The organism is Streptomyces sp. HNM0574 (assembly GCF_012726235.1).
Classification (GTDB): Bacteria; Actinomycetota; Actinomycetes; order Streptomycetales; family Streptomycetaceae; genus Streptomyces.
The window spans coordinates 181,542-204,733 of record NZ_JAASAH010000011.1 but is presented as its reverse complement, the minus strand read 5'-3'; the positions used below and the strand labels follow the sequence as shown (position 1 = coordinate 204,733).

At 73.8% G+C, this 23,192-nt stretch carries 22 protein-coding genes; 12 read left to right on the top strand and 10 right to left on the bottom strand.

Features of this window, described 5'->3' with window-relative positions; all coding sequences use genetic code 11:
- The first annotated feature begins 12 nt into the window (after positions 1-12).
- Positions 13-789, top strand: a complete 777-nt coding sequence (locus HCC30_RS19785) for an SDR family NAD(P)-dependent oxidoreductase (RefSeq protein ID WP_169443926.1) — start codon at positions 13-15, stop codon at positions 787-789.
- A gap of 62 nt (positions 790-851) precedes the next feature.
- Positions 852-1,889, top strand: coding sequence for a WYL domain-containing protein (locus HCC30_RS19780; RefSeq protein WP_169443925.1), 1,038 nt, complete (start codon positions 852-854; stop codon positions 1,887-1,889).
- Here the strand turns inward: HCC30_RS19780 and HCC30_RS19775 are convergent.
- A complete protein-coding gene (locus HCC30_RS19775; RefSeq protein WP_169443924.1) occupies positions 1,880-2,839 on the bottom strand; it encodes an SDR family oxidoreductase in 960 nt (319 codons plus the stop codon). The genes HCC30_RS19780 and HCC30_RS19775 overlap by 10 nt on opposite strands.
- 72 nt (positions 2,840-2,911) lie before the next feature.
- Complete coding sequence (locus HCC30_RS19770) at positions 2,912-3,577, bottom strand: hemerythrin domain-containing protein (RefSeq protein ID WP_169443923.1); 666 nt, start codon at positions 3,575-3,577, stop codon at positions 2,912-2,914.
- A 39-nt stretch (positions 3,578-3,616) separates the two neighbouring features.
- On the opposite strand from HCC30_RS19770, the gene HCC30_RS19765 reads away from it, so the two are divergent.
- Positions 3,617-4,180, top strand: coding sequence for a GNAT family N-acetyltransferase (locus HCC30_RS19765; RefSeq protein ID WP_169443922.1), 564 nt, complete (start codon positions 3,617-3,619; stop codon positions 4,178-4,180).
- 48 nt (positions 4,181-4,228) lie between these two features.
- On the opposite strand, the gene HCC30_RS19760 is transcribed toward HCC30_RS19765, so the two are convergent.
- On the bottom strand, positions 4,229-5,287 hold the full coding sequence (locus HCC30_RS19760) for an alkene reductase (protein ID WP_169443921.1): 1,059 nt from the start codon (positions 5,285-5,287) through the stop codon (positions 4,229-4,231).
- A 221-nt stretch (positions 5,288-5,508) separates the two neighbouring features.
- Here HCC30_RS19760 and HCC30_RS19755 point away from each other — a divergent pair, with 221 nt between their 5' ends.
- Positions 5,509-6,585 (top strand): metallophosphoesterase, encoded by a 1,077-nt coding sequence (locus HCC30_RS19755; RefSeq protein ID WP_169443920.1) that lies wholly within the window; start codon positions 5,509-5,511, stop codon positions 6,583-6,585.
- Between the two features lie 63 nt (positions 6,586-6,648).
- Here HCC30_RS19755 and HCC30_RS19750 read toward each other — a convergent pair whose 3' ends face one another.
- Entirely contained in the window at positions 6,649-7,323 is a 675-nt protein-coding gene (locus HCC30_RS19750) for a DNA alkylation repair protein (protein WP_169443919.1), read from the bottom strand.
- A gap of 274 nt (positions 7,324-7,597) precedes the next feature.
- On the opposite strand from HCC30_RS19750, the gene HCC30_RS19745 reads away from it, so the two are divergent.
- Positions 7,598-8,275, top strand: coding sequence for a ScbR family autoregulator-binding transcription factor (locus tag HCC30_RS19745; protein WP_346776706.1), 678 nt, complete (start codon positions 7,598-7,600; stop codon positions 8,273-8,275).
- 496 nt (positions 8,276-8,771) lie between these two features.
- On the opposite strand, the gene HCC30_RS19740 is transcribed toward HCC30_RS19745, so the two are convergent.
- A complete protein-coding gene (locus HCC30_RS19740) occupies positions 8,772-9,443 on the bottom strand; it encodes a TetR/AcrR family transcriptional regulator (RefSeq protein ID WP_169443917.1) in 672 nt (223 codons plus the stop codon).
- A 431-nt stretch (positions 9,444-9,874) separates the two neighbouring features.
- Here HCC30_RS19740 and HCC30_RS19735 point away from each other — a divergent pair, with 431 nt between their 5' ends.
- Entirely contained in the window at positions 9,875-10,546 is a 672-nt protein-coding gene (locus HCC30_RS19735; RefSeq protein ID WP_169443916.1) for a YceI family protein, read from the top strand.
- A 109-nt stretch (positions 10,547-10,655) separates the two neighbouring features.
- On the opposite strand, the gene HCC30_RS19730 is transcribed toward HCC30_RS19735, so the two are convergent.
- Complete coding sequence (locus HCC30_RS19730) at positions 10,656-11,471, bottom strand: SAM-dependent methyltransferase (protein ID WP_169443963.1); 816 nt, start codon at positions 11,469-11,471, stop codon at positions 10,656-10,658.
- Positions 11,472-12,110: 639 nt separating this feature from the next.
- Between HCC30_RS19730 and HCC30_RS28760 the strand changes: the two genes are divergently transcribed.
- Both HCC30_RS28760 and HCC30_RS19720 read left to right on the top strand, forming a co-directional pair.
- Positions 12,111-12,323, top strand: coding sequence for a hypothetical protein (locus HCC30_RS28760; protein WP_346776711.1), 213 nt, complete (start codon positions 12,111-12,113; stop codon positions 12,321-12,323).
- Between the two features lie 28 nt (positions 12,324-12,351).
- Positions 12,352-14,232, top strand: a complete 1,881-nt coding sequence (locus tag HCC30_RS19720) for an alkyl sulfatase dimerization domain-containing protein (RefSeq protein WP_346776705.1) — start codon at positions 12,352-12,354, stop codon at positions 14,230-14,232.
- Between the two features lie 6 nt (positions 14,233-14,238).
- Here the strand turns inward: HCC30_RS19720 and HCC30_RS19715 are convergent, their stop codons facing one another.
- On the bottom strand, positions 14,239-15,885 hold the full coding sequence (locus HCC30_RS19715) for an acyl-CoA dehydrogenase family protein (protein WP_169443915.1): 1,647 nt from the start codon (positions 15,883-15,885) through the stop codon (positions 14,239-14,241).
- 24 nt (positions 15,886-15,909) lie between these two features.
- Positions 15,910-16,530, bottom strand: coding sequence for a TetR/AcrR family transcriptional regulator (locus HCC30_RS19710; RefSeq protein WP_169443914.1), 621 nt, complete (start codon positions 16,528-16,530; stop codon positions 15,910-15,912).
- A 99-nt stretch (positions 16,531-16,629) separates the two neighbouring features.
- Between HCC30_RS19710 and HCC30_RS19705 the strand changes: the two genes are divergently transcribed.
- From HCC30_RS19705 to HCC30_RS19690, 4 genes are all read left to right on the top strand, one after another.
- Positions 16,630-17,232, top strand: a complete 603-nt coding sequence (locus HCC30_RS19705; protein ID WP_169443913.1) for a TetR/AcrR family transcriptional regulator — start codon at positions 16,630-16,632, stop codon at positions 17,230-17,232.
- A 440-nt stretch (positions 17,233-17,672) separates the two neighbouring features.
- Positions 17,673-18,614, top strand: a complete 942-nt coding sequence (locus tag HCC30_RS19700) for a TauD/TfdA family dioxygenase (protein ID WP_169443912.1) — start codon at positions 17,673-17,675, stop codon at positions 18,612-18,614.
- Between the two features lie 90 nt (positions 18,615-18,704).
- A complete protein-coding gene (locus HCC30_RS19695; RefSeq protein WP_169443911.1) occupies positions 18,705-20,030 on the top strand; it encodes an MFS transporter in 1,326 nt (441 codons plus the stop codon).
- Positions 20,027-21,733 carry an aldehyde dehydrogenase family protein gene (locus tag HCC30_RS19690; RefSeq protein ID WP_169443910.1) on the top strand — a complete coding sequence of 569 codons (1,707 nt, stop codon included), beginning with the start codon at positions 20,027-20,029 and terminating at the stop codon, positions 21,731-21,733. Before HCC30_RS19695 ends, HCC30_RS19690 begins: the two co-directional genes overlap by 4 nt.
- 19 nt (positions 21,734-21,752) lie before the next feature.
- Here the strand turns inward: HCC30_RS19690 and HCC30_RS19685 are convergent, their stop codons facing one another.
- Together HCC30_RS19685 and HCC30_RS19680 are read right to left on the bottom strand one after the other, a co-directional pair.
- A complete protein-coding gene (locus HCC30_RS19685; protein ID WP_169443909.1) occupies positions 21,753-22,736 on the bottom strand; it encodes a M56 family metallopeptidase in 984 nt (327 codons plus the stop codon).
- The gene (locus HCC30_RS19680; RefSeq protein WP_169443908.1) at positions 22,733-23,110 is read right to left on the bottom strand and encodes a BlaI/MecI/CopY family transcriptional regulator; all 378 of its coding nucleotides are present in this window, start codon (positions 23,108-23,110) and stop codon (positions 22,733-22,735) included. The genes HCC30_RS19685 and HCC30_RS19680 overlap by 4 nt, the downstream gene beginning before the upstream one ends.
- Between the last annotated feature and the right edge of the window lie 82 nt (positions 23,111-23,192).

Sequence of the window (23,192 nt, the reverse complement as noted above, 5' to 3'; positions counted from 1 at the left end):
GCGTCGTCCGGCATGACACTTCCGGCGTACGACCTCACCGGCCGCACCGCCCTGGTCACCGGCGCGGCCGGCGGCATCGGACGGGCCACCGCGCAGCTGCTCGCCCGGGCCGGTGCCGCCGTGCACTGCGTGGACCGGGACGCCGAGGGCGTCGAGGAGACGGCCGCGCTCGTCACGGCGGACGGCGGCACGGCCCACCCGCGCACCACCGACGTGACCGACCCGGCGGCCGTACGGGACGCCGTCGAGGCGGCCGCCCGCACCGGGGGCGCGCTGCACATCGCCGCCGCCGTCGCCGGGATCATGCACCGCAGCACCGTCCTGGAGACCGAGGAGGCGGACCTGGACCGGGTGCTGGACGTCAACTTCAAGGGCGTGCTGCGCACGTGCCAGGCCGCCGCGCGCAGCATGATCGGGACGGGCACCCGGGGCAGCATCGTCACCATGGCCTCCGGCGCCGTCGACGCGGCCGCCCCCGGCCTGCTCTGCTACAGCGCGGCCAAGGCCGCCGTCGTCCAGCTCACCCGCACCCTCGCCACCGAGGCCGGCGCGCACGGCATCCGCGTCAACTGCGTCGCCCCCGGCTGGATCCGCACGCCCATGACCGAGCGGAACAGCGCCGACGAGCAGCGGCAGACCGAAGCCGCGATGGCCCGGACGTCCCCGCTCGGCCGGGTCGGCGAACCGGAGGAGATCGCCCAGGCCGTCCTGCACTTCGCCACCGACGCCTCCGCGTTCACCACCGGCCAGATCCTCCGCCCCAACGGCGGCGTGGCCATGCCCTGGTGACCCACCGGGCCCCGGGGGCGCCCGCGGTGCGCAGACGCCCCCGGACCCGCGATGATCGGGGGATGCGTGCTGCCCGCCTCATCCGGATGGCCCTCCTGGTCCAGTCGAACCCCGGCCTGACCGCCACCGCCCTCGCCCGTGAGCTGGAGGTCTCGGAGCGGACCGTGATCCGGGACGCGCAGGCGCTGCAGGAGGCCGGCGTCCCGGTCCGCTCCGAGCTCGGCCGGACGGGCGGCTACCACCTGGCCCCGGGCTACCGGACCCGGCTGACGACGCTGCACCCCACCGAGGCCGAGACGCTCTACCTCTCGGGACTGCCCACGGCCCTCCGCGACCTCGGGCTGTCGGACGCGGCGAGCACCGCCCGGCTGAAGCTGTCGGCCACGCTCCTGCCGTCCCTGCGCGCGGTGGCGGAGTCCTCGGTACGCCGCTTCCACCTCGACGCCCCCGGCTGGTTCCGCGAACCGACGGCCCCCGAGCTGCTGCCCGAACTGGCCCGCGCGGTGTGGGCGGACCGTACCGTCGAGCTGACCTACGCGCGGCCGCCCCGGGACGGCACGCCGCCCCGCGCCGTGACCCGGCTGCTGGATCCGCACGGCCTCGTCCTGAAGGCGGGCGTCTGGTACGTCGTCGGCCGCGTCCCGGAGCGGCGGGCAGCCGGGGACCCGGCCTGGCGCACCTACCGCGTGGACCGCGTCACGGCCCTCGACCCGGCACCCGGCGCCGACGGGCCCTTCACCCGGGACCCGTCCTTCGACCTGGCCGCGTACTGGGAGGAGACCGCCGCGGACTTCGCCCGGGCCCTGCTGCGCACGGCCGTGACCGTACGGCTCACCGCACGCGGACTCCGCCGGCTGCCCGCGGTGACGGACCGGGCCGGCGCCGACGAGGCACTGGCCCACGTACCCGCGCCGGACGCCGACGGGCGCGTCACCCTGCGACTTCCGGTGGAGTCGGAGGACGTCGCCTTCGATCAGCTGTCCCGGCTGGGCGCGGACGTGGAAGTGCTGGCCCCGCCGGCCCTGCGTACCCGCTTCCGCGAGCACGCGAGGGCCCTCACCGCCCTGTACGGGACGGAGCCGGCGGACGATCAGCGGTAGTCCTCCGCCGCGTAGTCCTTTCCGCCGACGACGACCTCCTCGTAGTACCTCCAGAAGTCCGGCCGGCTGCCGTCCACGTCCCGCACGCCGTAGACCTGCGCCAGCTCCGCGCTGGAGGTCGACCTGCCGGCCCACCGGCCGGCCCGGTCCGGGTCGGCGGCCAGCGCGGCGACCGCGCGGGCGAGGTAGTGCGGCGACTCGGCGAGGGCGAAGGCCGGTTCCTGTGCGACGGCGTCGCGCCAGTTCTCCTCCCGTACGCCGAAGTGGGCGAGCATCTGCTCCGAGCGCAGGAAGCCCGGGGTGACGGCGACGGCGGTGCCCCCGTACTCCGCCAGTTCCTGGCTCAGCCCGAAGGCGATCCGGATCGGGGCGTTCTTGGCGAGGTCGTAGTAGAGGTTCTCGCGGTAGCGACGGTTGAACTCCGCCGTACCGTCGGTGACTTCGATGTGCAGCGGACCCTCGGAGCGGATCAGCAGCGGGAGCGCGAGCGCCGCGGTGATCACGTGCGAGCGGACCCCGAGCTCCAGGATGCGCAGCCCGTCGGCGAGCGGCGTCTCCCAGCTCTTCTTGCCGAAGACCGAGTCCACGAGCAGGTGCTCGCCGCCCCACAGGTCGTTGACGAGAATGTCGAGCCGTCCCTGCTCGCGGTCGATCCGCTCCACGAGACCGCGTACCTGATCCTCCTGGAGATGGTCCGTGGGGACGGCGACGCCGACGCCGCCCGCCGCCGTGACCAACTCCGCGGTCTCCTCGATGGTTTCCGTGCTCCGTCCGACCTCGCTGACTCCTGCGCGGGTCGTACGCCCGGTGACGTACACGGTGGCGCCGGCGCGGCCGAGCTCGACGGCCAGCGCCCGTCCGGCCCCGCGCGTGGCCCCGGCGACGAGAGCGATCCGCCCGGCGAGCGGGCCTGCCTGACCGGGGTGCTGAGCGTGCTGTTCCTTGTCCATACCACCACGGTGCACGCCAAGGGTGACAACCTGCGTCACCCTTTTTCCGGCACCCGAACCGGCCGCGGAATCTCACCCCGAGGCGAACACCCTGCGCCGGTAGCGCCGCGCGGCGACCGGGCCGAGCCGGGACATCACCGCGAAGACGGGGGCGCCGGCGGCTTCCCGGAGGAGGGCGCGCTCCTCGTCCGTGGCCTCCTGCAAGAGCATCCCGAACAGCACGGGCAAGCTTCCGCGCGGCATGGTGCCCAGGGCCTTGCTGCCGACCTCGGCCCACTCCCCGGCGGTCAGGTGCCGGTCGATGAGCGGGAGCAACTGCGCCTCCTCGGCGGCGAGATGCTCGCCGAGCGGCGGCAGCAGCCCGTCGACGGTGCCGGCCAGCGCCTCGCGGTCCGCCGCCGTCGCCGTGCTCCGCCAGCGGGCGGTGCGCTGCTCCGTCTCGGTCAGCGCCGCGTCGACCGTCCGGTGCTGGGAGCGCATCAGGTCGACCAGGGGCGCCACGTCCTCCGGGCCCCGGCTCGCCAGCTTGGGCCAGCAGTGCTCGTCCTCGCTGCGGTGGTGCACGTGCAGCAGGCCGACCACCAGGTCGACGTGCTCGGCGACGGTCCGGGCGCGCGCCCGGTCGTCCGCCGCCACACCGCGGATCAGCGCGGGCAGCGCGCCGAACTCGCGCCGGAACATGGTGTGGACCGCGAACATGTCCCTGCTGTCCGCGGGCCGCGGGTGCTGCTCCGTCATGCTGTCCCCCTGTGTCCTGGCGTTCCGTAACCTGTGATCATGGCGAACACCCGTTACCCGGCATACGAGTTGCGCACCGCGGGCCCCGAGGACGAGAAGTCCATCGAGGCCGTAGACAGTTCCTTCACTACCGGAACCGTCTTCCGGGTGGAGGCCACGGACGCGGGATTCACCCTCACGGAGGTCCCGGTGGACCCGCCCCTGACCAAGGTCTTCCCGGAGGAGGAGCCGGGGGAGGGGGAGGGGGACGACGACGGGGACACCGCCGTGTTCGTCGCCCTCGACCCGGAGGAGGGACGCGTCGCCGGGTTCATCTCCCTGACGTACGCGGCGTGGAACCGGCGGGTGACCGTCGAGGACATCGAGGTGGCGCCGGAGCACCGGGGCCGGGGCGTGGGCCGGGCGCTGCTGGACCGTGCGGTGGAGTTCGGGCGGGAGCGGGAGGCGGGGCATCTCTGGCTGGAGGTCTCCAGCGTCAACGCCCCCGCGATCCGCGCCTACCGGCGGATGGGCTTCGCCTTCTGCGGGCTGGACACCAGCCTCTACCTCGGCACCGGATCCGAGGGCGAGCAGGCACTCTTCATGAGCAGGCCCTGCCCCTGAGCAGGGACGGGCGCCCGCCCGGCCGCGCGGGGCCGGGCGGGCGGGGGATCAGCGCGCGTCCGCGAACGGGTAGTCGGTGTACCCGAGCGCGCCCTCCGCGTAATAGGTCTCGGGGTTACGGGTGTTGAACGGCGTGCCCGAGGCGAGACGCTCGGCCAGGTCCGGCGTGGCGATGTAGTCCTCGCCCCAGGCGACGGCGTCGGCGACACCCTCGGAGACAAGCCGGCGCGCGGACTCCGGCGTCATCTCCTCGTTGGCGATGACCGGGCCGCCGAACGCCTCCTTGATGTGCGGGAGCAGGCTGTCCTCCCCCTCGTACTCCCGGAGGCAGAGGAACGCCACGTCACGCCTGCCGAGCTCCTCGGCGACGTGCAGGAACAGCGACTTGGGGTCGCTGTCGCCCATGCTGTGCTGGTCACCGCGCGGCGCCAGGTGCACGCCGACCCGCTCCCCGCCCCACACGGACGCCACCGCGTCCGTGATCTCCAGCAGGAACCGGGCGCGGTTCTCGACGGTGCCGCCGTACTCGTCGGTGCGGTGGTTGGAGGCGTCCTGGAGGAACGAGTCGATGAGGTACCCGTTCGCGGCGTGCAGCTCGACGCCGTCGAACCCGGCGCGCTTGGCGTTCTCGGCGCCGCGCCGGAACTCCTCGACCACGCCCGCTATCTCCTCCGTCTCCAGTGCGCGCGGCACCGGGTGCTGGCGCTTCGGACGCAGCAGCCGCACGTGCCCCTCGGCGGCCACCGCGCTGGGCGCGAGCGGCAGTTCGCCGCCCAGGTACACCGGGTCGGAGATGCGGCCGACGTGCCACAGCTGCAGGAAGATCCGGCCGCCCTTGGCGTGCACCGTCTCGGTGACCTGCTTCCACGCCTCGGTCTGCTCGTCGTTCCAGATGCCCGGCGTGTTCGGGTACCCGATGGCCATCGGGGAGACGGAGGTGGCCTCGCTGATGATCAGGCCCGCCCCGGAGCGCTGCCCGTAGTACTCGGCCATCAGCGCGTTCGGCACCCGGCCCTCACTCGCGCGGGACCGGGTCAGCGGCGCCATCACGGCGCGGTTCGGCAGGGTCAGGGCCCCGAGATTGAGCGGCTGGGACAGCGGCGACATGCCAACTCCTTGCTGTACTGCGTACATCTTTCAGGCAGTTCAACAATCGCCACGGTCCGGTATTCCACCTACGGGCAGTCAGATCTGAGGGGGCGGATTCCGGCCGGGGTGGGACGGATTCCTCGTCGAAGTTACCGAGGCGTATCGGTACGGCCCGACTGCGTTTACCTTGACGGGATCATCTGTGCGACGAGCGACGACGAAGGGTCAGGGTTCAGGGGATGCGGGATCAGGGAATCAGCAGGCGCGCGATGCTGGCGGGCGTCGGCGGCGTGGGTACGGCGGCCGCCTTCGGCGCGTTCGGAGGGCAGGCGGTGGCGGCCGAGAACGGCGTGACCAAGTTCCCGGTACCCGACAAGCCGGAGCTGAAGGTACTGCTCACGGGCGACGCGGGCACGGGCACGCGGGAGCAGTACGCGGTCGCGGCCGCCGCGCGGAAGCTGTGCCGGGACCGGGGCGTCGACCTCGCCGTCGGCCTGGGCGACAACATCTACGAGAACGGCCCGGAAGACGTGATGGACGACGAGTTCATCTCGAAGTTCGAGGCGCCGAACGAGGGCATCGACGTCCCCTGGCTGATGGTCCTCGGCAACCACGACACCAGCGGCATCTTCCCCGGCAGCGGCGGCCGTCCCACCCGGGGCGACCACGAGGTGGAGTACCACCAGCACTCGGCCCGCTGGTACATGCCCTCCAGGTACTACTCCGTGGCGATACCGCAGAAGGACCCCGTCGTCGAGTTCTTCGGCATCGACACCACGCCGCTGTCCTCGTACGTCCTCCAGACCGACCCCGAGTACCACTGGGACGGACCGTTCGCGCGCCGGCAGCGGGACTGGCTGGCGGAGTCGCTGGCCGCCTCCCGCGCCCGCTGGAAGTTCGTCTTCGCCCACCACCCACTGCGCAACAACGGCACGCACGGCAACGCGGGCAACTACGAGGGCATCAGCTGCGGCGACTACATGAGCGGCAAACACGTCAAGAAGCTGTACGAGGAAGTGGTCTGCGGGAAGGCCGAGTTCCTGCTCGCCGGGCACGACCACACCCTCCAGATCCTGGACACCGCCGACGAGTACCGGGGCACCCAGCAGATCGTCTGCGGCGCCGCCGGGAAGAAGAAGGGCAAGTCCGCCACCCCGGAGAACAAGGCGTTCTGGGAGGCGTACGACACGCTCGGCTTCATGATGCTCTCGATCGACGCGGGCCGGGTCGTCACGGACGCGTACACCGTCGACGCGGACACCTCCGCGTACACGCACGCCTACCGTCACGTCCGCACGGACAGCCTCACCGACTGACCCCTCCCGGCGCCGCCCCGGCCCGACGGGCGGCGCCCACGGGGGAGTTCGGGCCCCGGCGGGCTACGTGGTGTCGTCCCTGCGGCGGACCAGTTCGGTGATCCAGACGGGCGCGTACGGGGACGTGCAGCCGGGGGACGTCGGGTAGTCCTTGAGTACCCCCAGGCGCTCGCCGATGGCGAGTGCGCGGGCGCGGTGCTCCGGGTGTTCGATCCCGATCCGGGCCAGGCAGTGGTTCATGGACCACTGCAGGCGATCGGGCGCCTCCTTCATCTCCGCCTCGACGACGTCGAGCAGGCCCGCGAGGTCGAGCCCCTCGGGCCGCTTCGCCACGCGTTCCGCCGTCAGTTCCCAGCCGGCGCTCGCGACCACCAGGTCCGGGTCCGCCGTCCAGGCGAGCCGCAGCTCCTCGGCGTGCGGGCTCTTCCGCACCACCTGGCTCAGCAGCCAGTCGTGCACCTTCGGCGTGCCCGCCTCGCGCAGCATCGCGTCCAGCTCGTCCCGCGTGAACGCCTTCGGGCGGCAGATCAGCAGCGCCAGCAGCCGCGCGGCGGAATCGCCCGTGGCCCACAGCTGCCGCGCGAGGTCCTGCTGGGTCTTCAACCGCCTGGCGAGCGCGCGCAGTTCGCCGAGCTTCACCCCGTGGTCGTCCCCGTGCCGCGCGTTCACGGCGCGGACCTTCGGGTCCTCCAGCTCCGCCAGCTCGGCCGTCACCTCGGCCACCGTCTTCCCGGCCACGTCGGCCTCCGTCCCTCGGGTGCGTACGCGCGAACCCGCTGGTGTCCGCGCGGGAGGCAGCCTACGAGGGGCGGGGGCCGACTCCCGGGAGCGCCGGGGCGGGTGGTGCGGGCGGGGCGCGGCGAAGTGCCGAAGTCGTCGGAGCGCGCGGGCTCTTGGGCGATCTTTCCCCGAACGTCCCCTGCGCGGCGTGCAAGTGGGTGTCCGCTCCAGGAATCGCGCATTAACGTAGAGAGCGTTCCATTTTTTTGTCGAGGACGACGGAGCGGCGCAGGTGGCGGGAGCGAAGCAGGAACGTGCGGTGCGCACTCGGGCGGCTCTTGTCCAGGCGGGTGCCCGGGCATTCGGCGAGCTGGGGTTCGTCGGAGCGAGCGTTCAGAAGATCACGAAGGACGCCGGGGTCACTCTCGGGGCGATGTACTTCCACTTCGCTTCCAAGGAGGACCTGGCCCGCGAGATCATCCGCAGTCAGCCGGGGCGCCTCACCCTGGGCCACGGTTCGGCCGGGCTTCAGCGGGCCGTGGACATCACCCTCCACTGGGCGTCCCAACTCCTGGAGGACCCGATCCTGTTGGCCGGTGCCCGGCTGGTGATGGACCAGGAGTACTTCATCACCCCGGAGGAGGAGAGCTCGCACCACCAGTGGGCGGAGGTCGTCATCCCCACGCTCCGCGACGCCCAGCGGAACGGCGAACTGCGCGCGGACGTCGACGTGGACGCCCTGGCCCGCCTCATAGTGAACGGCTGCACGGGCGCGCAGATGCACGCCCAGCTCTCCTCGAGGCGCATCGACCTCGTCGACCGCGTGGCCGAGATGTGGCGCCTGCTGCTCCCCCTCGTCACCCCCGACGGCGCCCCGCGCATCACCCTCCAGGCGGAGAGCCCCACCGCGGGTGACAACGGCACCCTTCCCGGCCCCCGGGCTGAACCCGCGGGGGCGGCCGAGAACTGAGTGGGCGGGCGTACTCCTGAGGGGAAGGCGTACAGCCTGACCGGTGGCGTACGTCTGAGGTACAGGTGCGCGCCCCGGCCGGTGTTGTACGCCTGGAGGTCCAGCCGCTGCCTCGACTGGTGTTGTACGCCTGCGGTCCAGGCGGACGCTGGACCCCGGACGTGCGCCTCAGGTACAGCCGTACGTCCGGACCCTGGGAGTACCCCTGAGGTCCAGCGTCCGCTTGGACTCCGGGTGTACGCCTGAGTGCGAGGCGTCCGCTTGGACTCCGGGTGTACGCCTGAGCGCCAGGCGATGCGTGGCCCTCGGGCCTACGCCTGAGTGCCAGAGGTTCGCCCAGCCCCCGGGCGTACGCCGAAAGTTGGCATCGCGGAGGTGGTTCCGCGTCAAGGGTGGACCCGCGCGGGGTACGGCCGCGCGGGTTCGGGGGTCCGGGGCGGCTCGGGGCGGGGGAGCCCCGAGCCGGGCGGGCCGTGGTGCGGGTGCGGCGGGGAATCTACTGCTCCCGTGGGGGAGTCGGGTCCGCGCGCAGCCCTGCCAGGACGATCTGCCACACGGGATCCGCGACGGCCTCGGGGGACCCGGAGCGCTCGGGGGGCTCCGGGTGCCCTGGGGTCTCACCGCTCCCGCCTGCCCGGTGGGCGCCGTCCGCACCGTCGCCGTCGCCGTCGTCCTCGGACAGAGCCAGCGCCGCTCCGGCGATCAGGCGCTCCGTGATGTGCAGGGCCGTCTCCGCGTCGCAGGTCAACCGGCCCTGGGCAGCGGCCTGTTCGAGCAGTGCGCGCATCGTGGGGAGCCATGCCTCGTGCCATCCGGCCGCCGTGGTCGTGCCCTCGCCGGTGAGGCGTATCGCGGCGCGGACGGCGGCGTTGTGCTGGACCAGGCGTGTGAGGCGGCAGACGAGTTCCGTCGCGGCGGCGAGCGGGTCCTCCGGTTCGCCGGCGAAGCGTTCCGCCTCCGCCTCCGCCAGCTCGGTCGCGATGGTCTGGATGCTGAGGGCCAGCTTGGCCTTCGAGGGGAAGTGGAACGTGAGAGCGCCGGAGGACACTCCCGCGTACCGGCTGATGGTGTTCGTGCAGGCGCCGTAGTAGCCGTACTTGGCGAACTGTCCGGCTGCCGACCGCAACAGGCTCGCGCGCGTCTGCGCGGCCCGTCCCTGAATGACCATGGTGTCACCGTTCCTTCGTCTCCGGGACCCGACGTCTGCGGGGTCCGACCCGGTACCGGCCTGCCACGCACGCGCGTCGGCCCTCCGGCTCCGTCGTGCGGGCCGGGGGACGGGTGACGTGCGGGCGGAAAAAATAGCGAGCGATCACTATCTTTGCCGTCCGATCCCCGCTGAAACCTCGCGTCCACGGTGTGTCCATTGACACGTGGGGCCGTTCAATGCCCTTGGGGCGGCGGTGAGTTGGAGCCGGGTACGCAAAAGGGGCCGGTGTGACGGCCGTTGCGGGTGAACGGGGTGTGAAGTCCCGCCGGAGGATGGGCGGATCTCGTGCCGTGCGCGATTCTGTGGGCGGAGGGCTCTGGCGCGACAGGGTTTGGCCGGTTCATGATCAGGGCTTGCGCACCACTTACCTTGCACGTAACTAATTGATCATGAAACTGTTCAATCGCAGCTCGCCACCCCGACGCCCCGAGGCGAACGCCCCTGCGACGGCCCCCGGCCCCGCACCGGGCCACGACCGCGCCCCCGCCTCCGCGGTCCGGCCCGACCCCGCACTGGAAGCCCTCACCGGTGAGTGGATCATCGACTCGGCGCACAGCAGGATCGGCTTCTCCGTCCGGCACGCCATGGTCACGACCGTGCGCGGCGCCTTCGCCGAGTACGAGAGCCGCCTCTACTTCGACGGCCGGGACCCCTCCCGCTCCCAGGCCCGGATCGCCATGTCCACCGCGAGCGTGCGGACCGGCGAGGAGCAGCGCGACGCGCACCTCGCCGGACGCGACTTCCTGGACGCCGCGAAGTACCCGCGCATGACCTTCGTCAGCACCGCCGTCGAACTCGCGGGCCCCGACGTCTACCGGATGACCGGCGACCTCACCATCCGGGACGTCACCCGCCCCGTCGTGCTGGAGCTCACCTACATCGGGTACGTCACCGACCCGTTCGGCTACGAGCGCGTCGGCTTCGACGGGACGACCACCATCAACCGCTCCGAGTGGGGTCTGACCTACAACGCCCGGCTGGCCCAGGGCGGTTCGATGGTCAGCGAGACCGTCCGCCTGCAGTTCGACATCGCCGCCATCCGCACGGCCCCCGGCGCCTGAGCCCTCCCCGGGGCCGCACACCCGTCACGCCCGCGCCCGCCCCTGCCGCACCCCCCTGCGGCGGCAGGGGCGCGGCGTGGGCGGCCCGCGGTCCCCGGAACCCCCGGGATCAGCCCGGCTTGCGGGCCAGGGCGCCGTACATGGCGATGTCCGCGTCCCGTACCGGCTCGTCGTCCGGGCCGGGGCGCCACTTGTGGACCTGGACGACGCCCGGGTCGACGAGTTCCAGCCCGTCGAAGAAGGCCGTGGCCTCCGCGTGCGTGCGCAGCACCATGGGCATGCCCTCGGCCGCGTACCGCTCGGCGACGCGGCCGACCTCCTCGGGCGCGAAGTCGGCGGTGCCGATCGTCGCCGCGAGGTAGCTGCCCGGGGGCAGTGGGTCGAGGAGCCGCTGTATCAGGCCGTGGTCGTCGTCCGACGGGTGGATGAAGTGCAGTATGCCGATGACGGTGAGCGCGACCGGCTCGTCCGGGTCGAGGGTCCGCCGGAAGTCGGGCGAGTCCAGGATGGCTTCCGGGTCGCGCATGTCCGCGTGGACGTAGGCCGTGCGCCCCTCGGGGGTGCTGTCGAGCAGCGCACGCGCGTAGTTGAGGACGATGGGGTCGTTGTCGACGTAGACCACGCGGGAGTCCGGCGCGGTCTCCTGGACGACCTCGTGCAGGTTCGGTGACGTGGGCAGGCCCGTGCCGATGTCGAGGAACTGGCGGATGCCCTTCTCCCGGGCCAGGTAGCGGCCCGCGCGGTGCATGAACGCGCGGTTGGCGCGCATGTGCACGGGCAGCGCGGGCCACACCTCGACCATGGCGTCCCCGGCCGCCTCGTCAGCGCGGTAGTGGTTCTTGCCGCCCAGGATGTAGTCGTACACCCGGGCCGAGTGCGCCGTGCCCGAATCGAGCGGCTCCCGCGTAACGGCGTCTTCCCGCATCACTGCCCCAGACTCGCCGACCCCGGGCCGGCGTGACGTCGCTTTTTTCCTCCCCCGCACCTCGCACCCTAACGCCTCCGGGTGAAGGCCGCCGGGCCCGAACAGCCCTGCACAGAGGCGATGTTGAGCACACGGCCGGTGCAGGCCCGCCGTGGCACCGCCGTCCCGCGCGGACTACCCCGTTCGGCCTACCCGCGCGGACCCCGCCTCCGGGGCCGATACCGGGGGACGAGCCCGTACCGGCCTCGTCCCCCGACGGGCAGGTCCCGCCGCGGTCCCTTCTACTGGGCTGTGCTCCCGGTGGAGAGCCGGCGTACGCCGGTGGAAGGAGGCGCAGGTGACGGACCGGTACGCGTCCGACAGCCGCCCGTGGCCGCGGGTGTTCCCGACGGGGGCCGGCCCTGTGGGTGCCGGCCGTCGTGGTCACCTTCGCCACCGGCACCGCGCACCTGCTGCCGACGCTCGCCCTGCTCGGCAGCTTCCTCGTCCCCGTCACCTTCGTGACCTGGGCCTTCGCCCACGCCGGCAGGCAGCGCGCTGCTGGGGTGCACCTCGGCGTCGGGCTCATCGGGGAGGGCGTGAAGCTCGCCGCTCCGGGGCGTCGCGCACGGTCCGGCGCGCTGCACGCCGCGGGACGGGCTGGTCCCGGGCGCCGCCGTCGGCTTCGGCTCCGCGGCGCTGGAGTCCTCCGGGTACGCGCTGACCGCGCCGGCCACCGTGCCAGGCCTGTCCCCGGGGGCGCTGGTCCGGACGGAGATCCTGCGCGGGCTGCCGGCCCCCTCCGGGCACGGGCTGTGGACCCTGGCCCGCCGCACCCCGCCCGCGGAACCACGCACCCCGGCCCCGTACTGACCCGCCGCCCACCCGAAGGAGCCCCGAAGTGCCCAGCGAGCAATCCGCATCCACCGGCCACGGCGCGTACGCCGAGCTGCCCTTCGACGACACCCGGGACTTCACCGACGCCGGACGCGGCTTCCTCGCGCCCCTCGTGCCGCCCGTCGTCACCGGCGCGGACGGCGGCCGGGTGTGGGACGCCGAGGCGTACGGGTTCCTGGCCGGGGAGTGTCCGGACACCGCGCACCCGAGCCTGTGGCGGCAGGGGCAACTCGTCGCGAAACAGGGGCTGTTCGAGGTCACCGAGGGCATCTACCAGGTGCGGGGGCTGGACCTGTCGAACATGACGCTCGTGGAGGGCACCCGCGGGGTCGTCGTCATCGACCCGCTGATCTCCACCGAGTGCGCCGCCGCCGCGCTCGCCCTCTACCGGGAGCACCGCGGGGACCGTCCCGTCACCGGAGTGATCTACACGCACAGCCACGTCGACCACTTCGGCGGCGTGCGCGGCGTCCTGCCCGAGGACCCGGCGGGCATCCCGGTGCTCGCCCCGCAGGGCTTCCTGGAGCACGCGGTCAGCGAGAACGTGTACGCGGGCACCGCGATGACCCGCCGCGCGGTCTACATGTACGGCGACGCGCTGCCCAAGTCCCCGCGCGGCCAGATCGGTTGCGGCCTCGGCATGACCACCTCGGCCGGCACGCTCAGCCTCGTCCCGCCCACCGTCGACATCACCCGCACCGGGCAGGAGGAGACGGTCGACGGCGTACGGATCGTCTTCCAGCTCACCCCGGGCACCGAGGCGCCCGCCGAGATGAACTTCCTCTTCCCCGGCCACCGCGCCCTGTGCATGGCCGAGAACGCCTCCCACACCCTGCACAACGTGCTCACCCTGCGCGGCGCGCTGGTCCGCGACGCCCGCGTGTGGGCGCACTATCTCGACGAGGCGGCCGCGCTGTTCGCCCCGCACGCCGACGTGGCCTTCGCCTCCCACCACTGGCCCACCTGGGGCCGCGAGGGCATCGTCCGCCACCTGACCCAGCAGCGGGACCTCTACGCCTACCTGCACGACCAGACCGTGCGGATGCTCAACCAGGGCATGACCGGCACCGAGATCGCCGAGGAGATCACCCTGCCCCCGGCCCTCCGCTCGGCCTGGCACGCGCGCGGCTACTACGGCTCGGTCAGCCACAACGTCAAGGCCGTGTACCAGCGGTACATGGGCTGGTTCGACGGCAACCCGGCCCACCTGTGGGAACACCCGCCCGCCGAGGCCGCCAAGCGGTACGTGGAGTGCCTCGGCGGCACCGACGCCGTCGTCGCCCACGCCGGGCGGTACGCCGACGACGGCGACCCGCGCTTCGCCGCCACCCTGCTCAGCCACGCCGTCTTCGCCGACGAGCAGCACGCCGGGGCCCGCGAGGCACTGGCCCGGGTCTACGAACGGCTCGGCCACGGCAGCGAGAACGGCACCTGGCGCAACTTCTACCTGATGGGCGCCCAGGAACTGCGCGAGGGCGTCACCACCACCCAACTCGACATCGCCGACCCGGAGATGACCTCCGCGCTCACCGTGGAACAGCTCATCGACTCGCTCGCCGTACGCGTCAACGGCCCCCGCGCCTGGACGGAACACCTCGTCATGGACTGGGTGCTCGGCGACGAGGGCACCCGGCACCGCATCCGGCTCTCCAACGGCGCCCTCACCCACCTCACCTCCCCGGCCGACGGCCCCGGGGACCCCGACGCCACGGAGTCCCCGGCGCTCACGCTCACCCTGACCCGGCCGCTGCTCCTGCGCCTCCTGGCCGGGGAACCCCTGGAGCGGCTGGACGGCGTCGGCGTCGAGGGCGACCCGAGCGTCTTCGGAGCCCTGCTGGCCACCCTGGACCAGCCGGACCCGTGGTTCGCCCTCACGACGCCGTGACGCCGGTCAGGCCGGCAGCCGCTCCAGCAGGCCCGTGAAGTCGGTGGCCGGCGGCAGCGTGCCGAAGGCGAGGCCGCCGTCCCCGGCGAGCCGGGAGCCGCAGAACGCGTCGGCCACCGCGGGCGGCGCGTGCCGGACCAGCAGCGCGCCCTGGAGGACGAGCGCGGCGCGCTCGATGACGCGGCGGGCCCGCAGCGGCGCGTCCTCGGTGAGCACGAGCTCCTCCCGCAGGCCGCGCCAGGCCGCGTCGAGGCGCCGGTCGGCGCCCGCGGCCGCCTCGACCTCGGCGCGGTAGGCGTCCCAAGATTCGGGCTCGCGGGCCAGGGCGCGGAGCATGTCGAGCGCGTTGACGTTGCCCGAGCCCTCCCAGATGCCGTTCAGCGGTGCCTCCCGGTACAGCCGCGGCATGCCCGAGGTCTCGTCGTACCCGTTCCCGCCCAGGCACTCCAGCGCCTCGGCGACCGCGGCCGGCTGCCGCTTGCACACCCAGTACTTGCCGACGGCGGTGACGAACCGGAGGAAGGCGCGCTCCCGCTGGTCGCCCCGGTGCGCCCGGTCGGCGGCGCCCGCGAGACGCAGCGCGAGGGTGCTCGCCGCCTCGGACTCCAGGCCCAGGTCGGCCAGCACGTTCCGCATCAGGGGCTGTTGGAGGAGCGGGGCGCCGAAGACGGTGCGGTGGCGGGCGTGGTGCGCGGCCTGGGCGAGCGCGGCGCGGGTGCCGGCGGCCGAGCCGAGGAGGCAGTCGAGCCGGGTCATCGTCACCATCTCGATGATGGTGCGCACGCCCTTGCCCTCCGTGCCGACCAGCCAGGCCACCGTGTCGTCGAACTCCGGCTCGCTGCTGGCGTTGGAGCGGTTGCCGAGCTTGTCCTTCAGCCGCTGGATGCGGAAGGTGTTGCGCTCCCCGTCGGGCAGGACGCGCGGCACGAGGAAGCAGGACAGCCCTCCGGGCGCCTGCGCGAGCACCAGGAACAGGTCGTTCATCGGCGCACTGGTGAACCACTTGTGTCCGCGCAACCGCCAGCTGCCGTCGGCCTGTTCGACGGCCGTGGTGGTGTTGGCCCGTACGTCGGTGCCGCCCTGCTTCTCCGTCATGCCCATCCCGGCGAGCAGGCCGCGCTTGTCCGCCGGGGCGCGGAGGCCGGGGTCGTAGGTGCGGCTGGTGAGCAGCGGCTCGTACTCCTTGGCGAGCTCGGGGGAGTGCCGCAGCGCGGGCACCGCCGCGTACGTCATCGAGACCGGGCAGCCGTGCCCCGCCTCGGCGCTGCTCCACACCATGAACCCGGCGGCGCGGGCGACATGGGCGCCGGGCCGCTCGTCCGCCCAGGCGCTGCCGCCGAGTCCCTCGCCGATCGCGACGTCCATCAGGGCGTGGTACGCGGGGTGGAAGTCGACCTCGTCGACGCGGTGGCCCCAGCGGTCGTGGGTGCGGAGCACGGGCTCGTACCGGTTGGCCTCGTCGGCCCAGCGCTGCACCTCCTCGCTCCCGGTGCGGCGGCCGATCCGGTGCAGGTCGTCGAGGTACCACTCGGCGCCCTCCCGGCGCACGCCCTCCAGCAGCACCGGGTCGTCGGCGACGTCGTGCCCCGTCAACGGCGGGGGCTGGTTGGTCACTTCGTGGGTCACGGCGGTGGGCCGGGTTCCGGGTGTCATCGGGTCCCTCCGGGGTTCGCGGGGTCAGGGGTGCGGGGTGCCGGGCGGGGCGCCGGCGCAGCGCAGGGCCGTCGCGGTGAGCTGGGCGAGCAGCCCTTCGGTGCCGTCCTCGTCCGGGGTGCTCAGCGGGACGACGAGGATCTCGCCGATCGCGCCGGTGAGCGCGGCGGCGGTGACCTCGCCGTTCTGGGCGGGCAACAGGCCCTCGGCCATGCCCTCGTGGACCACCTCGGCCCACAGCTCGCGGTACCGGCGGCGGAAGGCCAGCCGCTCGGCGACGACGGCCGCGTCGACCGGGGCGGCGAGCAGCGCGTAGGCCAGTCCGCGGTTCTCCAGGGCGCGGCGGACGAAGGTCCGGATGCCGCCGGCGAGCCGCTGGACCGGGTCGCCGGGCCCGTCCAGCACCTCGGCCAGTACGTCCACCTCGCGCTGCGCCGCCCGCCGGAACACCTCGACGGCGAGCGCCGACTTGGACGGGAAGTGCTGGTACACGGAACCGGCCGAGATCCCGGCGGCGTGCGCCACGGCGGTCACCGACGCCTGGGACCAGCCGACTTCGGAGACGACGGTGGTCGCGCAGGTGACGAGGTGCTCGCGCGCGGCGTCGAGCCGGCGGAGCTCGGCGGGGGTCTTGCGGTAGGCCATGCAAGAAGTGAAGCACCATTCAGAGCTTGGGGCCAGAGTTTCTGCCCGCCGGGGGAGCCCGGCCTGCGGGGTGTCGCGCCGTCCGCGTAGGGTCGCGGCATGGCCGGTGAGGAGGCGCCGAACAGGCGGAGGGGGCCGGGGCGTCCGCGCGCGGAGCGGGTGTCCGGGGCGGTGCTGGACGCCGTCGTCGTGCTGGTCGCCGAACGCGGCCTGGGGGCGCTGACGATGGACGCGGTGGCCGCCCGCGCCGGGGTCAGCAAGCCCGCGATGTACCGCCGCTGGCCCACCAAGCAGGACCTGGTCATCGCCGCGGCCGAGTCCCGGATCGGGCCGCTCACCGTGCCCGACCTGGGCGACTTCCGGGCCGAGCTGCACGCCGTCCTCACCGCCCGGATGGAGGCGTACCGGCAGCCCGGCGTCGCCCGCCTGCTCGCCGGGGTGATCGGCTCCTCGGCCGAGGCGGAGGCCGAACCGGCCGCGTACCGCGCCTACACGGCCCGCGTGACGAGCGAGACCCGGCACATTCTGGAACGCGCCGTCGCCCGCGGCGAGATCGCCCCCGAGGTTGACGTCGCGACCACCACGACGCTCATCGCCGCGCCCCTCCTCTTCCGCACGATCGCCGAACACGAGGCGCCCGACCAGGCGTTGGTCGACACGGTGACGGAACTCGTCGCACGGGCGGTTGCGGGGCCGCGCTAGAGGCGCGGGGAGGCTCGCCCCGTCAGGGGCGCGGGGAACTGCGCGAGCGGCCACGTCGTACGGGGTGGCCCGGCGACGGCGTTGCGCACCCCGCGCCGGGGCGGGCGCTGCGCTTGCCAGCCCTGCGCCTTTGGCGCAGTTCTCCCAAGCGGGGTGAGCCCGCGATAAGGGGCGCGGGGAACGGCGCGAAAAAGGGGCGCGGGGAACTGCGCGAAACCCCGGAGCCCGACGGCGCCGCACCCGAACAGGCGGGGTGAGCCCGCGATAAGGGGCGCGGGGAACTGCGCAAAGGCGCGAGCCACGACGGCCCCGCACCCCGCGACGCCCCGCAACCCGCCCCCCGCGAAGCCCCCCCCGAAACCCCCTGCACACCCCTTGCCCCGCCCCCGGCGCAATATCGATACTGCCGGTTACGTAATCCGCCCCGTCGGGAGGACCCCATGCCCAGCCGCAGCGCCGCACCCCTCGCCGCCGACGCCCAACACCCCATGCTCGACAAGCCGTTGATGCACTACGGCCGCCGCGTCCTGAACCGCCGCGCGCCCGGCGCCGAACCCCCGGAGTTCCGGACGCTCGGCGTCACCCCGCTCACCCCGCACATCGGCGCCGAGATCAGCGGCGTCGACCTCGCCGAGCCGATCGGCCCCGAACTCGCCCGGGAGCTGCGGCAGGCCCTGCTGGAGTGGAAGGTCATCTTCTTCCGCGACCAGCCCCGCGTCCGGGCGGGCCATCACCTGGAACTGGCCGCCGTCTGGGGCCCGCCGGAGGCCAACCCGTTCTTCCCGAAGTCCGGGACGGAGGGCGTCTCCCGGCTCGCCAAGGACGAGACGGCCATCGGCAACGAGAACATCTGGCACAGCGACCACTCCTTCATGGCGGCCCCGGCGCTCGGCTCGGTGCTGCGCTCGGTCGAGGTCCCGCCCGCCGGGGGCGACACCATGTGGGCCGACATGGGCGCCGCCTACGACAACCTCCCCGAGCGGACGAGGACCCGCATCGAGCACCTCACGGCCACTCACGACTGGGTGCCCAGCTGGGGCTCGACGATGAGCGAGGAGCAGGTAGCCCGCCTCCGGGAGGAACTGCCGCCGGTGGAGCACCCCGTGGTCGTGCGCCATCCGCGCAGCGGACGTCAACTGCTGTACGTCAACGAGCCGTTCACGACGCGGATCAACGGCGTCTCCGAGACGGAGAGCCGGGAACTGCTGGACGAGCTGGTGCTCCAGGCCCGCGTCCCGGAGTACCAGGTCCGCTTCCACTGGGAGCCCGACTCCGTCGCCGTCTGGGACAACATCGCCACCCAGCACTACGCGATCAGCGACTACTACCCGCGCCGCCGCGTCATGGAGCGCATCGCCGTCGCCGGGGTCCCGCTCTCCTGAGCCGCGCGCCCCCGGGTGCGCGCTCCCGCGCGCACCCGGGGCACCAACCGCCCTGCCACACGGACCCGTTGACACTCCTCAGGAGGTCCCATGAACGCGGCACCGGCCCCACCCGGCACCGGCGACGGCGTGCGGGCCTGGACCGTGACGGCGCTGCTCGTCGTCTTCATGATGGTGAACTTCGCGGACAAGTCCGTACTGGGCCTGGCCGCCGACGAGATACGGGCCGATCTCCAGCTGACCGCCACCGGGTTCGGGCTCGCCAACAGCGCGTTCTTCCTGCTCTTCTCCGTCGCCGCCGCCCTCGTCGGGCTGCTGGCGGACCGGGTGTCGCCGAAGGTGCTGCTGCTGGTGATGGCCCTGCTGTGGTCCGTCGCCCAGGTGCCGGTGGCGGTCGGCGGCGGGCTCGCCGTGCTGGTCGCCTCGCGGGTCTTCCTCGGCGCGGCCGAGGGGCCCGCCTTCCCCGTCGCCCAACGGGCCACGCTGGCCTGGTTCCCCGACCACCGGCGCAACCTGCCCGGCGCGCTGATCACCCTCGGGGTCACCCTCGGCGTGATCGTCTCCGCGCCGGTGCTGTCCTGGGTGATCCGGCACCACGGCTGGCGGGCCGCGCTCTGGGTGCTCGCGGCGACCGGCCTCGTCTGGGCCCTGGCCTGGACGTTCCTCGGCGCCGACGGCCACCGTCTCACGGAAGGCGAGCCCCCGAACGGCCGGGCGGTGAAGGCCGCTTGGCGCCCCGCGCTCCCGTACCGCAGGATCTTCGCCACCCGCACCTGGGCCGGGGCCACCCTCGCCTACTTCACCAGCTACTGGGTCGTGGGACTGATGCTCGCCTGGCTGCCGTCCTACCTGCGCAACGGGCTCGGGTACCCGGCGGACGTGGCGGGCACCCTCGTCGCCGTCCCGTGGACGGTGGGCGCGCTCGTCCTGCTCGCGCAGGCCGGGATCACCGGCCGGCTGATGCGCCGCGGGGTGGGCAGCCGGTACGCCCGCGGCTGGGTCGGCGGCGCGCTGCTGGCGCTGGGCGCCGCCTGCTGCCTGGCGCTGCCGCTGGCCGAAGGCACCACCGCGCGGACGGTGCTGCTCGCCCTCGGCTTCGGCCTGGGCGGCTCCTACGCCACCGTCGCCGTGACCGCCGTCGCCGAACTCGTCCCCGCCGACCGCGGCGGCGGAGCCCTGGGCGCGATGAACGCGGTGGTCACCGCCGCCGGGCTGGCAGCGCCCGCCGTCGTCGGCGCGCTCGTGGACGCGCAGGGCGTCGCCGGGTACCGGAGCGCCGTGCTGCTGACCGGGCTGCTCCTCGCCCTCGGCGCCGCCGCCTCCTTCCTCCTCGTCGACCCGGCCCGCGACAGCCCCCGCCTGCGTCCCGCCCCCGAACCCCAACCGTCCGCACCACCACAGGAGTTGACCCCGTGAGCCCCGCACCCGACACCGCCACCCTCGACGAAGCCCTCTCCGTGCTGCGCGGCCGCGCGGAGTCCTGGACGGCGACGCCGCTGCGGGAGCGGATCGCCCTGCTGGAGCGGATGCTGCCGCGGATCGCCGACGGCGCCCCGGCGATGGTCGCCGACCTGGCCCGCGCCAAGGGCTACGACGCCGCCTCGCCCTGGGCCGCCGAGGACTGGGTGACCGCACCCTGGGCCCTGGCCCAGTCGGTGACGGCGCAGCTGCACGTGCTGCGCCGGCTGGCCGCCGGACGCGACCCGGTCGCCCCGTCGGCCGTCCGGCGGCACGGTGACCGCACCCTCGTCGACGTCTTCCCCGCCACCGCCACGGACCGGCTGCTGCTCAACGGCTTCTCCGCACAGGTCTGGACGCAGCCCGGCACGGCCCCGGAGGACGTCAACTCCCGTGCGGCGGGCGAGTACCGGGGCCGTCCCGGGCGCCCGGGCGTGGCGCTCGTCCTCGGCGCGGGCAACGTCGCGGCCATCACCCCGCTCGACGTCCTGCACAAGCTGTACGCCGAGGGGCAGGTCGTCCTCGCCAAGATGAACCCGGTCAACGCCTACCTGCGCCCGCACTTCGAGCGGGTCTTCGCCGAGTTCACCGACCGCGGCTGGGTGCGCTTCGCCGACGGCGGCGCCGCCGAGGGCGCCTACCTCACCGCCCACGAGGACGTCGCCACCGTGCACGTCACCGGCAGCGAGCGGACGCACGACGCGATCGTCTGGGGTACCGGCGCGGACGCGGAGCGGCGCCGCCGCGCGGACACCCCGCTCAACCCGAAGCCCCTGACCAGCGAACTGGGCGGCGTCAGCCCGTGCATCGTGACACCGGGGCCGTGGAGCGCGGCGGACTTCCGGTTCCAGGCCGAGCACATCGTCACCGGCAAGATGAACAACTCGGGGCACAACTGCGTCGCCGGGCAGGTCCTCCTGGTCCCCCGCGAGTGGGACGGCACCGAGCGGCTGCTCGCCGAGATCCGCCGGGTGCTGCGCGCGCTGCCCCCGCGCCGGGACTACTACCCGGGGGCCGAGGAACGGCTCGCCGAGCTGGCCCGGGTCCACCCGGAGGCGGAGACGCTCGGCGAGGGCACCTCCCGCCTCCTCGTACCGGACATCACCCGCGAGGACGACCCGATGCTCTCCGACGAGGTGTTCGCCAGCGCCCTCGGCGTGGTCCGGCTGCCCGGCGCGGACGCCCCCGCGTTCCTGCGCGCGGCAACGGAGTTCGCCGACGAGAAGCTGCCCGGCACCCTCGGGGCGACCCTGCTGGTGCACCCGAGGACGGAACGCGCGCACCGCGCCGCCGTCGACGCGGCGATCGCCGGGCTCCGTTACGGCACGCTCGGCGTCAACTGCTGGTCGGCCTTCGGCTTCCTGCTGGGCTACACGCCCTGGGGCGCCTTCCCCGGGCACACCCGCACCCGGATCGGCAGCGGCACCGGCTTCGTGCACAACGCCTTCCTGCTGGAGGACGTCGAGAAGACCGTGCTGCGGGCCCCGTTCGCACCCGCGCCGCGCGGCCTGTTCACCGGCTCGCCCTCGCTGTCCCCGCGCCCGCCGTACTTCGTCACCAACCGGACCGGCCGTACGACGATGCGCCGGCTCACCGCCTTCGCCACGTCCCCGGGTGTCACGAAGCTGCCGGGCATCTTCCTCTCCGCGCTGCGGGGTTGAGCGCCTCGGCGGCCGGCGGTCAGAGGGCCGCCGCCTCCGCCGGGGTGAGGGGGAAGTGCGGCAGCGGGCAGGAGCCCATCGCCGTCGCCGCGACCGCGGGCTGGGCCGCCAGCACGACGGGCAGCGCCAGCGCGACGGCGACGGTGACCGCCCAGCCCCAGGCCACCGCCCGGCGCAGCGGCTGCCGGGGCGCGAGCAGGCGCCGCACCCGGTCGGCCGCGTGGCCGCCGGACGCCGCGAGCGCGGAGGCGGGCGCGCCCGCGCCCGCGAGTTCGACCAGCGCGCCGGCCAGCGGCAGCGAACCGGTGCGCGCCGTGGCCTCGTCGTCGGCGGCCATCTCGACCAGCCGCTGGGTCTCCTCGGCCGCGTGCCGGAAGAGCGGCAGGAAGGGGAAGGCGCGCCGGAGCGCGTCCGCGCAGGCGAGGACGAGGTGGTGGCGCTGCCGGATGTGCGCGCGCTCGTGCGCGATCACCGCGTTTAGCTCGTGCGGCTCCAGCGCGGTCAGCGCCGCCGAGGTCAGGACGATCCGCCGGCCGCGCCCCGGCAGGCAGTACGCGGCGGGGCGGCCGTCCTCCAGGACCGTGACCCCGAGGTCGTCCCGCACGCTGCCGACCATGGCCAGCACCCGCGCGTGCCGGGCCCGTTCGCGGCGCGCCCGGAACAGTCCGGCCGCCAGGCACCAGCCGCCCCGGGCCAGGATCGCGGCGGCCAGCAGGGTGCCGCCGGCGGCGGCCGCTCCGCCACCGGGCGCCTCGTACGGCGCGCGTACCGCCATCACGCACGCCTGCAGCAGCTCCGCCGCGCTGCCGACCACCGGCATCGCGGGGACGGCCAGGGCGAGTCCGGCCAGGACGGCCGAGACGACGACGGTCGAGGTCAGCGCCTGCCAGGCCCAGATGCCCAGGCGCGGGGCGCGCGCCGTCCAGCCGTCCCGGGCCAGCAGCGCGGGTGCGAGCGCGCCCACCAGTGCCGCGTACCCCAGCAGCCAGAGCGCGATCGTCACGACCGGCCGCCTTCGGTGCGGCGCGCCGCCAACGCGGCCCGCAGCTCGGCGACTTCGGCGTCGTCCATCCCGTCCACCAGGCGTACCAGGGTGGCGGTGCGGTCGGCGCCGGTGGCCCACACCTGGTCGATGAGGGAGGCCGCGTACTCCTCGCGGGTCTTCGTCGGGCGGTAGCGGAAGGCGCGGCCGTCCCGCTCGCGGGAGAGCCAGCCCTTGCGGTGCAGCACCTCCGTCACCGTCTGCACGGTGTTGTAGGCGAGTTGCTGCGTGCGCTCGCGGTTGAGCCGCTCCAGCACCTCACGCGCGGTCACCGGCGACTCCGCCGCCCACACCACGTCCATGATCGCCTGCTCCAGCTCGCCGAAGCCCCGCATCAGGCCGTCCTCCTCCACGCAAAGCCCCGGGTCCAGTTCTCGACAGGCCATCGTACGGGGGCGGGGTGGAGGGCCGGACGGG

What these genes read in the sequence shown, in the direction of transcription:
- HCC30_RS19755 (WP_169443920.1), top strand. Translation starts at nt 5,509, where the DNA reads ATGCGGGATCAGGGAATCAGCAGGCGCGCGATGCTGGCGGGCGTCGGC.
- HCC30_RS19775 (WP_169443924.1), bottom strand. Translation starts at nt 2,839, where the DNA reads ATGGACAAGGAACAGCACGCTCAGCACCCCGGTCAGGCAGGCCCGCTC.
- HCC30_RS19700 (WP_169443912.1), top strand. Translation starts at nt 17,673, where the DNA reads ATGCCCAGCCGCAGCGCCGCACCCCTCGCCGCCGACGCCCAACACCCC.
- HCC30_RS19760 (WP_169443921.1), bottom strand. Translation starts at nt 5,287, where the DNA reads ATGTCGCCGCTGTCCCAGCCGCTCAATCTCGGGGCCCTGACCCTGCCG.
- HCC30_RS19740 (WP_169443917.1), bottom strand. Translation starts at nt 9,443, where the DNA reads ATGGTCATTCAGGGACGGGCCGCGCAGACGCGCGCGAGCCTGTTGCGG.
- HCC30_RS19715 (WP_169443915.1), bottom strand. Translation starts at nt 15,885, where the DNA reads ATGACACCCGGAACCCGGCCCACCGCCGTGACCCACGAAGTGACCAAC.
- HCC30_RS19730 (WP_169443963.1), bottom strand. Translation starts at nt 11,471, where the DNA reads ATGCGGGAAGACGCCGTTACGCGGGAGCCGCTCGATTCGGGCACGGCG.
- HCC30_RS19680 (WP_169443908.1), bottom strand. Translation starts at nt 23,110, where the DNA reads ATGCGGGGCTTCGGCGAGCTGGAGCAGGCGATCATGGACGTGGTGTGG.
- HCC30_RS19765 (WP_169443922.1), top strand. Translation starts at nt 3,617, where the DNA reads ATGGCGAACACCCGTTACCCGGCATACGAGTTGCGCACCGCGGGCCCC.
- HCC30_RS19705 (WP_169443913.1), top strand. Translation starts at nt 16,630, where the DNA reads ATGGCCGGTGAGGAGGCGCCGAACAGGCGGAGGGGGCCGGGGCGTCCG.
- HCC30_RS19710 (WP_169443914.1), bottom strand. Translation starts at nt 16,530, where the DNA reads ATGGCCTACCGCAAGACCCCCGCCGAGCTCCGCCGGCTCGACGCCGCG.
- HCC30_RS19695 (WP_169443911.1), top strand. Translation starts at nt 18,705, where the DNA reads ATGAACGCGGCACCGGCCCCACCCGGCACCGGCGACGGCGTGCGGGCC.
- HCC30_RS19735 (WP_169443916.1), top strand. Translation starts at nt 9,875, where the DNA reads ATGAAACTGTTCAATCGCAGCTCGCCACCCCGACGCCCCGAGGCGAAC.
- HCC30_RS19785 (WP_169443926.1), top strand. Translation starts at nt 13, where the DNA reads ATGACACTTCCGGCGTACGACCTCACCGGCCGCACCGCCCTGGTCACC.
- HCC30_RS19780 (WP_169443925.1), top strand. Translation starts at nt 852, where the DNA reads ATGCGTGCTGCCCGCCTCATCCGGATGGCCCTCCTGGTCCAGTCGAAC.
- HCC30_RS19770 (WP_169443923.1), bottom strand. Translation starts at nt 3,577, where the DNA reads ATGACGGAGCAGCACCCGCGGCCCGCGGACAGCAGGGACATGTTCGCG.